The sequence below is a fragment of the Candidatus Symbiopectobacterium sp. NZEC151 genome, from assembly GCF_025962655.1.
GTDB lineage: Bacteria > Pseudomonadota > Gammaproteobacteria > Enterobacterales > Enterobacteriaceae > Symbiopectobacterium.
In genome coordinates this window covers 226,913-239,396 of the sequence record NZ_JAGFPE010000007.1, presented here as the reverse complement: position 1 = coordinate 239,396, position 12,484 = coordinate 226,913, and the positions used below count along the sequence as shown (strand labels likewise).

The 12,484-nt window shown below is 52.7% G+C and carries 10 protein-coding genes and 1 tRNA gene; 4 read left to right on the top strand and 7 right to left on the bottom strand.

Going from position 1 to position 12,484, the window contains the following annotated elements:
* Position 1 precedes the first annotated feature (1 nt).
* The 4 genes from trmH to gmk all read right to left on the bottom strand — a co-directional run bounded on the left by trmH (position 2) and on the right by gmk (position 3,842).
* Positions 2-694 carry a tRNA (guanosine(18)-2'-O)-methyltransferase TrmH gene (gene trmH / locus J5067_RS19445; protein WP_264651812.1) on the bottom strand — a complete coding sequence of 231 codons (693 nt, stop codon included), beginning with the start codon at positions 692-694 and terminating at the stop codon, positions 2-4.
* A gap of 74 nt (positions 695-768) precedes the next feature.
* Positions 769-2,871, bottom strand: a complete 2,103-nt coding sequence (gene spoT / locus J5067_RS19440; protein WP_264645346.1) for a bifunctional GTP diphosphokinase/guanosine-3',5'-bis pyrophosphate 3'-pyrophosphohydrolase — start codon at positions 2,869-2,871, stop codon at positions 769-771.
* A gap of 18 nt (positions 2,872-2,889) precedes the next feature.
* Positions 2,890-3,165, bottom strand: a complete 276-nt coding sequence (rpoZ, locus tag J5067_RS19435; RefSeq protein WP_195316190.1) for a DNA-directed RNA polymerase subunit omega — start codon at positions 3,163-3,165, stop codon at positions 2,890-2,892.
* A gap of 53 nt (positions 3,166-3,218) precedes the next feature.
* Complete coding sequence (gene gmk, locus J5067_RS19430) at positions 3,219-3,842, bottom strand: guanylate kinase (RefSeq protein ID WP_222158681.1); 624 nt, start codon at positions 3,840-3,842, stop codon at positions 3,219-3,221.
* 131 nt (positions 3,843-3,973) lie between these two features.
* Here gmk and J5067_RS19425 point away from each other — a divergent pair, with 131 nt between their 5' ends.
* From J5067_RS19425 to J5067_RS19410, 4 genes are all read left to right on the top strand, one after another.
* On the top strand, positions 3,974-4,417 hold the full coding sequence (locus J5067_RS19425) for a hypothetical protein (RefSeq protein WP_264645347.1): 444 nt from the start codon (positions 3,974-3,976) through the stop codon (positions 4,415-4,417).
* 214 nt (positions 4,418-4,631) lie between these two features.
* Positions 4,632-6,311, top strand: coding sequence for a kdo(2)-lipid A phosphoethanolamine 7''-transferase (eptB, locus tag J5067_RS19420; protein ID WP_264651811.1), 1,680 nt, complete (start codon positions 4,632-4,634; stop codon positions 6,309-6,311).
* Between the two features lie 108 nt (positions 6,312-6,419).
* Positions 6,420-6,496: transfer RNA gene (locus J5067_RS19415), tRNA-Pro, on the top strand.
* A gap of 284 nt (positions 6,497-6,780) precedes the next feature.
* On the top strand, positions 6,781-7,335 hold the full coding sequence (locus J5067_RS19410) for an Ail/Lom family outer membrane beta-barrel protein (RefSeq protein WP_264645349.1): 555 nt from the start codon (positions 6,781-6,783) through the stop codon (positions 7,333-7,335).
* Between the two features lie 15 nt (positions 7,336-7,350).
* On the opposite strand, the gene J5067_RS19405 is transcribed toward J5067_RS19410, so the two are convergent.
* The 3 genes from J5067_RS19405 to J5067_RS19395 form a co-directional block, all read right to left on the bottom strand.
* Positions 7,351-8,991 (bottom strand): EAL domain-containing protein, encoded by a 1,641-nt coding sequence (locus tag J5067_RS19405; RefSeq protein ID WP_264651810.1) that lies wholly within the window; start codon positions 8,989-8,991, stop codon positions 7,351-7,353.
* A gap of 199 nt (positions 8,992-9,190) precedes the next feature.
* Complete coding sequence (gene fbpC, locus J5067_RS19400; protein WP_264645351.1) at positions 9,191-10,282, bottom strand: ferric ABC transporter ATP-binding protein; 1,092 nt, start codon at positions 10,280-10,282, stop codon at positions 9,191-9,193.
* A gap of 16 nt (positions 10,283-10,298) precedes the next feature.
* Positions 10,299-12,380, bottom strand: a complete 2,082-nt coding sequence (locus J5067_RS19395) for an iron ABC transporter permease (protein ID WP_264645352.1) — start codon at positions 12,378-12,380, stop codon at positions 10,299-10,301.
* Positions 12,381-12,484 lie beyond the last annotated feature (104 nt).

Below are 12,484 nucleotides of genomic sequence, written 5' to 3'. Positions count from 1 at the left end.
GCTATTCGGCGGCGGATTGCATGGCAGCCCACCACGCCGTGTCGGCAATGACCTGGCCCTGATTGTCGATCTGCGGGCGGGGGAGTTTTTTGCGCGTCGCTACGCGCGCTAGCACCGGGTAGCCCCCTTCGAACAGCAAGCGCTGTTGCTCATCGTCATCAAGCATGGCCACGTCACGTTGGTACATACCCGCATTTTGACGTTGGCGTTGGGCTTCGTAAAGGATCAGCGCGGAGGCGACCGACACGTTCAGCGATTGCACCATACCGATCATCGGAATGATGATGTCCTGATCCGCCAGCGCGAGCGCTTCCTGCGTGATGCCGGTTTTTTCCTGACCGAGCAGGATGCAGGTCGGTCGCGTGTAATCGACCTCGCGAAAATCCACTGCCCTGGCGGAAAGATTGGTTGCCAGAATCTGCATGCCTTGGGCTTTTAAATGCGAGACGGCATCGGCGATAGTGCGGTGCGTTTTGACCTGTACCCAACTGTTGCTGCCTGCCGCCGATGACACCAGTGTACGCATACGGCTGGTGGGCCAAACGGCATGGACTTGGTGTACGCCGACCGCATCGGCGGTGCGAATCACGGCGGAAATGTTGTGGGGTTTGTGCACCTGCTCCATACACACCGTCAAATCGGGTTGGCGGCTGGTCAGCATCTCTTTGATGCGGGCGTAGCGTTCTGGTGTCATACGATGTCTCTTGCGTTATCCCGGTGCCGCGTGTGCGACCGGGATCGTCAGGGCTATCACTGATACGGTGGCGATCAGTTGCGATTACGGGTCACTTTGATGACATCAGGCATCACGCGGATTTTACGCATGACATTAGCCAGATGTACTCGATCGCGCGTGGTCAAACGGATAAACGCGCTGTAGACGCGACCATCCCGCTCTTCCGTATTGATGCTCTGGATATTGGAGTTGGCGGCATTGATCGCTGCGGTCAGGTTGGCTAATGCCCCCTGATGGTTGAACATATCGACTTTAATCTCAGCGATAAACTCTTGTTCCGTAACCTTATCCCACTCAACCGCCATGAATTTTTCCGGCTCTTTCTGGTAGCCGCGAATATTTCGACAAGATTCATGGTGGATAACCAAACCCTTGCCGGGGCTGACGTGCGCCACAATCGGGTCACCGGGGATCGGGCGGCAGCATTTGGCGAACGTAATCAATACGCCATCTGCACCTTTGATCGGCAGCTTACGCAAACCGGTATGCTCTTGCTGTAACGGCTGCTCATCCAACAGGTTTTTCGCCACCACGATGCTCATGGCGTTACCGAGGCCAATCTCTGCCAGCAGATCGTCCAGCGAAGTGAGTTTCATGCGATCCAGCTCAAGCTGGATATTGGTTTGCGGAATATCGCTGAGTTTTCTGCCATTACCCAAGGCGTGGTTCAATAAACGACGTCCCAGGCTCACCGAATCGTCACGCTTCAGGTTCTTCAACATTTGGCGAATCTTGGCGCGAGCGCGCGAGCTGACGACAAAGTTCAACCAGGCTGCGTTGGGGCGAGCGCCGGGCGCGGTAATGATCTCTACCGTCTGCCCACTGCTGAGCGATTGGGAGAGCGGGTAGGGCTGTCTGTCGACGCGCGCGCCGACGCAGGCGTGACCGATATCCGTATGTACCGCGTAGGCAAAATCGACCGGCGTCGCGCCAGCCGGTAGCTCGATGATGCGCCCTTCCGGGGTGAACACGTACATTTCGTCAGGGAAGAGATCGGATTTGACGCTCTCGATAAATTCGAACGAACTGCCCGCACTTTGTTGCAGTTCCAGCAGGCTCTGCATCCAGCGCTGAGCGCGTACCTGTGCCGTGGTGCTGCTTTCACCTTCTTTGTAAGCCCAGTGAGCGGCCACACCCATTTCGGCCATCTGGTCCATGTCTTCGGTGCGAATCTGCACTTCCACCGGCACGCCGTGCGGTCCAATCAACGAGGTATGCAGCGATTGGTAGCCGTTAGCCTTTGGAATGGCGATGTAATCTTTGACGCGACCGGGGCGCGGTTTGTACAGGCTGTGCACCTGTCCGAGCACGCGATAGCAGGTATCCAGCTCTTTAACGATCACCCGAAACGCGTAGATATCCATGATGGAGTGGAAACGCTGTTCTTTCAGGTGCATTTTGCAGTAGATGGAATAGAGGTGTTTTTCGCGTCCACTGACGCGACAGGGAATGCCTGCTTCGTTCAACCGCCCATCGATTTCGGAAAGGATTTTTTGGATCATTTCCTTACGGTTGCCGCGCGCGGCTTTCACCACTTCTTTGATCACCCGATAACGGTTTGGATACAGCGCCTCAAAACCCAGCTCTTCCAACTCGGTTTTCAGATGATGAATACCCAAACGGTGCGCCAGCGGGCTGTAGATTTCCAGCGTTTCACGCGCAATGCGGCGACGCTTATCAGGACGCAGCGAGCCCAGCGTACGCATGTTATGCGTGCGGTCAGCCAGTTTGATGAGAATGACGCGGATATCCTGCACCATCGCCATAATCATCTTGCGGAAGTTCTCGGCCTGCGCTTCTTTCTTATCGCGGAATTTCAGCTTGTCCAGCTTCGAGACGCCATCTACCAGTTCGGCGACGCTCTTGCCGAATTGTTGTTCAATATCCTGGTAGGTGGTGGGTGTATCTTCGATAGTGTCATGCAACAGCGCGGCCATCAGCGTCTCATAATCAAGACGCATCTCCGCCAGAATACCGGCAACGGCGACGGGATGGGTGATGTAGGGTTCACCGCTGGAGCGAGTCTGCCCCTCGTGAGCATCACGTGCAACAATATAAGCCTGCTGAAGGCGCTTGATCTGGTCTTCCGGCAGATAGCGCTGAATCAGCAGATTGAGGCTTTCGAAGATATACAAGGGCGGCCCGTAGCGAGATTAACGACGACCTTCAGCAATCGCGGTGACCGCTTGGATCTCTGCGGCTTCTTGCTCTTGCTGTTCCTGACGCTCACGCACATCCAGAATCTGGTTGTTGATCAGGCCTTCTTCGATTTCGCGCAGCGCAATCACGGTGTATTTGTCGTTCTCTTCAGGGACCAGCGGATCTTTTCCGCCTGCTTGCATCTGGCGGGCGCGGCGAGCAGCGACCAACACCAGGTCAAAACGGTTACCAATTTTCTCAACAGCGTCTTGAACAGTTACGCGTGCCATAATGTGCTACTCCACAGGAAATAAAATGACTGCGCATCATACTGAAAGTGATGTCAGTCTGCCAATAGTTTGGTGATTAATGCATCATGCCGCAATGCCTGGCGGCTCAGCAACAGGCGTTCAGCACGGATGATGGTTTTCAGATCGGACAACGCCAGATCGAAATCATCGTTAACGATCAGATAATCGTATTCCGCGTAGTGTGTCATTTCTGCCACGGCTTGCGCCATACGCCGCGCAATCACCTCATCGCTGTCCTGACCGCGTCCGCGCAGACGACGGCCCAACTCTTCTTTGGACGGCGGCAGAATAAAGATGCTGCGCGCCTGCGGCATCCTGCGGCGGATTTGCTCCGCGCCCTGCCAATCGATATCCAGAAAAATGTCTACGCCGGTTGCCAGCACCTGTTCGATGGCGGCTTTGGACGTACCGTAGTAGTTGCCAAAGACTTCCGCGTACTCAAGGAAAGCATCTTCCTGAATCATACGCTTAAATTCATCCACAGAAACGAAGAAATAGTGTTCTGCGTGGTTTTCGCCCGGGCGTTTGGCGCGGGTGGTATGGGAAATCGACACCTGGGTGTCATACAACGGCTGCGTTTTCAGTAACGCATTTATTAAACTGGATTTTCCCGCGCCGCTGGGGGCGGAAACAATGTATAACGTGCCTTGAGCCATAGTGATGAACGTAATATATCGTGAATGTGATGGAACCGGTTGACTGTCGCGGTTGTGCGAATTTTGCATTATACACGCACTAATCTTTACCGTCGCGTTGCCTGATATCACATCGCGTGATGACCTGATTCGTGATCGCATTCGATAGTTTGCTTAAATTTTCATGTGCTATGCATTTTTCGCGCGTTTTTTGGTTTCTGAGGCGTTTTGGTGTGTGCCAGCATAACGGCAGAAACGTAAAGGATGCGCTTATGAGACAATTCGTTCTCCAATACGGCACCGTGTTGTTTTTCCTGGTGCTGCTGCAATCATTGACGATGCTGGTGCGAACATCAATATCCGACCCCCACGTGCGGGCCGTGACGCATGTGGCTCAGGAAAAGCGTTTTTCAGTGTGCTGGGATCGTTATTCCTGGTGGCAACGGCTGGAAAAAAGGCTTGATTCCGTGCCTGATACGACAAAAAAACCCTTACCTCACCGGCCTTCTTTGCAAGTGGTGAAAATAATAACGCGCTGGATTAAGCAGGGAACGAAAACTATCCGCTGTATCCATAAAATTTCATTGCAACGGTAAAGGACTATCCCGGTCTGAATTTATCACTGGCGCAGGGTGTTGTGCGCTACTCTACGCGTCTGATAAAAACATTAGCGGTGTTTACGTTTAATAACGGGGCGTTTGTAAAAACCAAGATGAGCGTTAAAAAAGTATATTATTCATGAACTCATCAATTATTTCTGTGTCCTAATTCTTTTAAAGAAGTCTTGGTTTATGCTGGAGCCAGAGTAAGATGTCGGTGATTACCTCTTTTTCGCAGTCTGCTTTGTCGTTGTTTCTCGCCGTTTATATTGGATTGTTTCTCAATGTCTCCGTCTATTACCGCCGCTTCGATGATATCGTTTCCCCTTCTGGATCTGCTATTGCCAAATTCCTGCCTGCGCTGATTGAATTATCGCTCAGTGTGTTGTTCACATTTTTCCTGATGCGCTTGCTCTCACTAGGTGGGCGTTATTTCTACCGGTTGATAGCCTCACTGTTAGTGTTGTTTTCTGTTGCTGCCAGTTACTACATGACGTTTTTTAATGTGGTTATTGGCTACGGGATAATTGCTGCCGTGATGACCACGGATATTGATTTGTCAAAGGAGGTGATCGGCTGGCAATTTATGGTCTGGACGCTGTGCGTCAGCGCGATGCCTTTAGCGATCATCTGGAAAGCTGATTTGCGCAATACCCTGATTGAACAATTAAAAACGCCGGGTAAACGCATAAAACCCGTGGCGATCCTGTTTGCCGTTGTCGCGCTGGTATGGGGCACCATGGAATATATGGGGACCGAGCAAAAGCGCACGGAAAAACGAACCAACATCGATTTGCCCAGCTATGGTGGTGTCATTGCTCACTCGTATTTGCCATCCAACTGGATCTCGGCGTTGGGGCTGTTCGCTTACACCCAATATGATGAAAGCCAGGATGCGGCAGAGTTGTTCGACCCCGCCCAAAATTTTACCTACGTAGCCCCTGCTGGCATTGAGGATACCTATGTGGTTTTTATCCTGGGGGAGACCACCCGCTGGGATCACATGGGGCTGCTCGGTTATCAGCGCGATACCACACCGCAGCTGTCAAAAGAGCGCAATCTGGTGGCGTTTCGTGGTCAGTCATGTGATACCTCAACCAAACTCTCCATGCGCTGCATGTTCGTGCGTGAAGGCGGGGCGGAGAACAATCCGCAACGCAGCTTGAAAGAACAAAATATTTTCAATGTGCTGCGTTCACTGGGGTTCACCTCAGAACTGTTCGCGATGCAAAGTGAGGTCTGGTTCTATAACAGCATTAACGCTAACAATTACTCATTCCGCGAAATGATTGCTTCCGAAGAGCGTAATGAAGGCAAATCTGTCGACGACATGTTATTGGTCGACGAGGTGAAGGGGTCGTTAGCGCGCTATCCCAAGGGGAAGCATGTGATCGTACTGCATACCAAAGGCTCTCATTATCTCTATTCCATGCGCTACCCGCGCAGTTATGCGCGCTATCAGCCTGAATGTATGGGAGTTGATGCCTCTTGCTCACGCGAACAACTGATCAACGCATTTGATAACAGTGTGTTGTATACCGACACCTTCATTAAAAACGTACTGGATCAGGTGCGTGACAAGAAGGCACTGGTGTTTTATGCCTCAGATCACGGTGAGTCGATTGATGAAAACTACCATTTGCACGGCACGCCGCGTGATGTTGCGCCGCCGGAACAGTTCCGTTCGCCGATGCTGGTGTGGGCGTCAGACAAGTTCCTGGCACAACCGCAAAATACGCAACTGTTTGAACAGTTGAAAGCGCAGCAGCGAGTAGGAACGACGCACCGCCATGAGGAGTTGTTTGATTCCATATTGGGCTGTCTGGGCTATCGTTCGACTGACGGCGGCATCAACGCCAGCAACAACTGGTGCGCATTACCGTCGCGTTGATGGGAGCGAAGGGCTGTGTGTTTTCGCGTCAACCGCGCGCCGAGTATGCTCTTTTATCAAAAAGGGATTGACGCTTTTTGGAGGGCGCAGTAAGATGCGCCCCGCATTCGGCGAGTAGCGCAGCCTGGTAGCGCAACACGTTCGGGACGTGTGGGTCGGAGGTTCAAATCCTCTCTCGCCGACCAAATTCCCTCAGTTTTGTCTGATGCTTTTCAGACGAAGCGATAAGAAAACGGTAGATGACATCATCTGCCGTTTTTTTTTGCATAATATCTTATCCTATTGTTGATTTATTTAAAGAAAACAACAGTGTATCTCAAGAGATAATAAAAAATATATTTTATAACTCGCTGATAATAATTGAGTTGGATCTTTAGTAAGGTATTTCACTGATTTACACGCCTGACATCAACTGACATTTTACGCTCTGTCTTTGGGATGTTAGATATCATAAAAGGAGCGTGTGAAAGTGAATATCACTAAAAAGCTATTGGCATTATCTGTGGTGTTGGCTGCAATGGGGGGCTGTGCTATAGCTCAGGCGGATACACAGACAATCAGTCTGGGTTATGCTAATGCTAAAGCAAAGGGCGTTAACAATATTCGTGGTGCCACAGCAAAATATCACTATCAGTCCAATGACTCGCTTGGTTTTATTGGATCGCTAACCTATATGGGGAGCGGGAATAAAGATAATAGCTTCTATTATGATGGTCATGTCTATGAAGGGAAATCGAAGGTGAACTATTATTCCCTACTGGCTGGTCCATCCTATCGTGTTAACGAATATATTAGTTTTTATGGTTTAGTCGGCATTGGTATGGGTAAAAACCAATGGGTTGCCAGTAATAAAAGTAAGGCTATTGAGGTGTCTGACACTCAGCGCGCCTCGGCCTTTGCATATGGTGCTGGTGTCCAGATAGCGCCAGCGGCAAACTGGACGGTCGATGTTGGTTATGAAGGCGCAACGTTTAAAGATACGAAGCTCAACGGATTCAATATCGGCCTTGGCTATCGCTTCTGATCCTGAATAGCGTGACTACGCCGAAGTGGACTTCGGCGTTTCTTTTCCCTCCAGAGAATCTGTCAGGGCATGCTCTTCGCCAGACGTTAACTTACGCTTGGCGTGGTAATGCTGCCACACGGTAAAATTTTCATTATCCATGGGTTTGGCATACAAGAATCCCTGAATGTAGCCAACCCCGTGCTGTGTCAGGTAGTGCAACTGGCGCGCGGTTTCCACCCCTTCTGCTACGATCTTCAAATTGAGGCGGTGAGCGAGGCTGATAATGGTATCCAAAATCGGCGTCTCTTCTTCCTGTGATGAAATGGTGCGGACAAACCCTTGATCGATTTTCAAATAGTCGAGCGGGAAGCTTTGCAGGTATGAAAGGGAACAATGGCCGGTGCCAAAATCATCAATCGCGACATGTATGCCCTCCTGACGTAATTGCTGCAACCGCTGCACCACTTCCGGCCCTTCACTGATGAGGCTGCGCTCGGTCAGTTCTAGCGTTATCAAGAAGCGGTGGGCCGCCACATTAGCCGCAAACTGGCGTATATCGGCGATAAATTCGCTGTCTTGCAGATGCTCTGCTGCCACATTCAAACCCAGATGAAAATTCGGCTCGATGTGCCAACGGGTAACGTCTTCCTCCACCAGTTTCAACAAATGTCGCGTCAGCGGGATAATCATATTTTCCGCTTCAGCGGCGGCGATAAACACATCCGGGCGAATCCACTGCCCATCGGCGCGCCGCCAGCGCAATAACGCCTCTGCACCGGTGCAGCGTTGCGCCTCAGTGCCGTAAACCGGCTGATAGTAGACAGAAAACTCATTGTTGGTGATGCCGCGGCGTAATTCGTCCTGAAAGGAGAGCTTGCGTTTTTGCCAATACAGCGCGGCCAGAATAAACAGCGCGGAAAGTACCAGTGCAAGCGGCAGCAGCGTGAGAAAGGCAAACTGCCAGGCTTTGCCCATTTCTGCGGCGGGGGCAGTAATGGAGACCGCAATCGGGAAACGTTCAGAGGTGATGTGATATTCGGCACCAGAAAGCCATTCAGGCTGATTCGGTGCTGCGGTGATACTGGGATGAATCAAATCACCATCCCCTACCCGGATGTTCAGTTGAAAGCCGCGCAGCTTGTTGACGGCATTCATTAACGTCACCAGATATTGCGCATCAACCAGACCAAAAGCGCCCCATCCGTCGTCTGGCGTACGAATAAAAATGAGCGTCGGGCTGATGTCGGCATCTTTGATCTGATCAACGGAGAGGCTCCAGGCAGGAGGCAGTTTCTCCGGTAGCGGCATCATGATCACATCGCTGATTTCCAGGGCGTTGTGGGCAAACAGCGAGGAGCAGTAAATGCTCTTGTCATAGGTCAGGCCGATGGCGCGAAAGTAAGCGAACTGCGCGCTGAGCCGTTGGAGATCGTCTCTGATATCTTCACACAGTTTTCCTTGCAGCGGTTGCAGGGCCTCCAGCAGTGACCAGGCGCGGGTGGTGATGCTTTCCGCCTGATCGAGCGCCAAATTTGCCGTGGATTGCAGATCGCGTTTCACGATTTGTCGTGATTCTACAAAGGTAAAAAGCAGTACCAATAGCAATTGGAATACCCCGGCGCAGAGAATCAGCCAGCGGCCCCGTTGTTGCGCGCGTTGATGCTGTGGACTCACGTCACTACTCCTTGGTACCACGTAGATATGTTTCTGCCTGTCGTGGCAGCCAGCGCACCCTGAAACGCATCGTGTAATAAATACGTCTACGCGCTTTTTAAGTATATCAATCCCCTGTAAATCGATCGGAAATTGTTTTGAAAGCAAAGGATGAAAAAAAGGGAGCCCCGAATGGGCTCCCTGAAGGGGGAGGCAAGTGTTAGCCTTGGTTGAGAATAAACATGCCGTAAGGGTGAATCTGCAAGTAGAGATCGTCACCCACATTGGGTTGTAGCTGGGTGGCATTCACTTGTAACAGCAGCGATTGCCCGTGCCAGAGTACACTTACTTCATACTGTGAACCCATGTAAGCCACATGGTGCACCGAGCAGCGCTGGCTCTCATCGCCCTGCGTATCAAGCGTAATGGCTTCGGGGCGTATGCCCACGGTGCATTCCCCGTTTTCCGCACCAAAATGTACCGGTTTGGGAATGCGATAGCCGAAAATCTCTACGCTGTCGGCCTGTCGTTGTGCCGGGAAAATATTCGCCTCGCCCATAAAACTTGCCATAAAACGTGACGCGGGCTGACGGTACAGCGCTTGTGGCGATCCCATCTGCATGATGTGACCTTTATTCATCACCAGTACGCTGTCAGACACGGCAAAGGCTTCGCTTTGGTCGTGGGTGACATAGAGTGAAGTGATGTTGAACTGCTGCTGCAATTCGCGGATTTTTTCCCGCATGCTGCGCCGCAGGTTAGCATCCAGGTTACTCAGCGGCTCATCGAACAGCAGCACTTTAGGTTTAAGAATCAATGCGCGCGCCAACGCCACGCGCTGCTGCTGGCCACCGGAAATCTGATCGACATAGCGATCGGCGAAGCCTTCCAAATCCACCAGCGCCAGCGCTTCGTTGACCCGATCGCGAATTTCGCTTTTGGGTCTGCCGAGCATCTTCAGGCCGTAACCAATATTTTCCCCCAGCGACATGTGGGGGAACAATGCATAGGACTGAAACACCATGCAGATGTCACGCTGCTGGATGGAGCGATCGGTCACGTCTTCGCCGTCGATATAGATGCGGCCCTCACTGGGTTTTTCCAGCCCGGCCACTAGTCGCAGCACGGTGGTCTTGCCGCAGCCGGACGGGCCGAGCAGTGTCACCATGTGACCCTGTGGAATCGCCAGATCGAGATTTTCCAGCACGGTGTTGGTGCCAAAGCGTTTTGTCACGCCTTTGAGTTCAACGAAGTTTTTACGCGGTGCCTGCCCCGCTTCAGCGGTGGCGTGTTGGCTTAATACAGTATTCACGATAGTCACCTTCTGATTATTGTGCGTTTTTGGCTTTGGAGCGGGCGGTGCGAGATTCGCCAACCAAATAGTCAAACAGGAAAATGATCGCCAGCATCACCACGATCAGGATAGAGCCGTAGGCGATAGCCACCCCGTATTCACCGTCCTCGACGCGATTCAGGATATAGGCGGTGGCGACGCGCGTGTCTGGTGTCACCAGGAACACGATGGCACTGACGGTGGTGATGGCGCGTACAAAGCTGTAGATCAACGCGGAGAGAATGGCCGGACGCAGCAGCGGCAGTAAAATGTAGACGATAGTACGCATTGCCCCGGCGCGCAGGCTGAGTGACGCTTCGTCCAGCGATTTATCCAGTTGGCCCAACCCGGCAATACCTGCACGAATCCCCACCGGCACGTTGCGCATTACCATCGAGATGATGACGATGGCGGCAGTGCCTGTCAGGTAGATGGGCGCGCTGTTGAACGCCAGAATATAAGAGATACCCGCCACGGTGCCCGGTACGGCAAAGCAGAGCATGGTGGTGAACTCGATGGTTTTTTTGCCGCGGAACTGCTGGCGCACCACGATATAGGCGATCAACAGACCAAACAGCGCAGTGATGGGTGCCGCGATCCCTGCGTAGAGCAGCGTATCGAGCAGTGAAGGCCATGCGCCGTCGCTAAAACCTTGTCCGAACAGGGTAATGAAGTTTTGCAGCGTCAGCGTGTAATCCACGCCCCAGTTAACGGTGAAGCTGCCGTAGAAAATGCTGCCGTACAGCAGGCCGTTAAACGCCACCCAGGCAATGAGGATAAAAGTGACACCCCACACCATCAGGCGCGGCAGCGGCTGTACGTCGCCCCGACTGAATTTGCCGGAAATGGTGACGTAGGAGCGTTTCCCTATCCACAGATATTGGATACAAAATACCACCAGCGAGAACACCAGCAGAATCACGCCCAGCGTACTGGCGGCTTGATAATCCAACTGCGCACCGGTGATATAGAAGTAAATCTGCGTCGCCAGCACGTCGAAGTTGCCCCCCAGCACCAACGGGTTACTGAAATCCGCCAGTGACTGCACAATAACGATCAGGAAGGCGTTCGCCAGCGCCGGTTTCAACAGTGGCAGGAAGATGCGGTTAAAGGTCTGATAGCGGTTGGCGCGCAGCGTATAGGACGCCTCTTCCAGCGACGGGTGAATACTCTTTATCGCACCGTCGAGGATCATAAAGGCCATCGGGGTAAAGGCCAGCACCTGTGCAATCCAGATGCCGGTGAAACCGTACAGCCAGTTGGTGTTGGTCAGCCCGAACCAGGAAACCATCAGCTCGGTCACATAGCCGGAACGGCCCATCATCAGCGTTACGCCCAGCCCGACGATAAACGGCGGCGTGACAATCGGCAGAATGGAGAACACGCGCCCGACAATGGCGGTACGCTTGGCGATGCGCGAGGTGTAAATCGCCAGCACCAGCCCAAAGAAGGTACAACCAAAGCCAACGGCCATGGCGAGCAGGAAGGAGTTCCAGATCACCCGAAGAATGTGCGATTGGCCTAATACCGTCATAAAACCCAACGGCACGAATTCGCCCGCGCTGTTGGTGAACATCGGAATGAAAATCGCAATGCTGGGGTAGAGAATAAAGATACCGATCAGCACAATGATGGCTATCAGTGAGCCGATGACGAAGCGATCGCCGCCCAGCCATTCAAGGCGCGCCATCGCCAGCGTCATGATCGCGCCTAACGCGATAAAGATACCGATGGTGGCATAGCCCATACCCTGCTGTACCACGGTGGCGCTAAGCAGCATAAACAGCATGCAAAACAGGGCATAGCCGGCATCAAACAGGTGGCGACCCCGCTGTTTACGCGAGGCTGGCGTGCGTGGTCGCAGTAACAGCGCGCAGGGTAACAGCAGCCACAGCAGGCTGATATTGATGCCAGACCAGCCGTAAGCGTGCAGCACTTCTTCCCGGGTGGCACCGAACAGGCCGTAGTCCAAACTCCAGGCCGGCATCAGCGCGAACGAGAGCGGGATAACGGCGAGCCAGAGAAAAATGGCGTCCAGTGCCTGCGGGCGTTGAGCCGAGGCGAGTGAGTGAGACATGGGTTTCCCTCTGAGTTGACTAAAAGTCACAATGGTGACGAATGACCGAGACTGAAGACAGTGTCACTCCGCCGACGAGTCATGCTCCGCGTAGACGGAGGATC

Coding starts and splice junctions, on each gene's coding strand:
- rpoZ (WP_195316190.1), bottom strand. CDS start 3,165: ATGGCACGCGTAACTGTTCAAGACGCTGTTGAGAAAATTGGTAACCGT.
- eptB (WP_264651811.1), top strand. CDS start 4,632: ATGTCGGTGATTACCTCTTTTTCGCAGTCTGCTTTGTCGTTGTTTCTC.
- gmk (WP_222158681.1), bottom strand. CDS start 3,842: ATGGCTCAAGGCACGTTATACATTGTTTCCGCCCCCAGCGGCGCGGGA.
- J5067_RS19395 (WP_264645352.1), bottom strand. CDS start 12,380: ATGTCTCACTCACTCGCCTCGGCTCAACGCCCGCAGGCACTGGACGCC.
- trmH (WP_264651812.1), bottom strand. CDS start 694: ATGACACCAGAACGCTACGCCCGCATCAAAGAGATGCTGACCAGCCGC.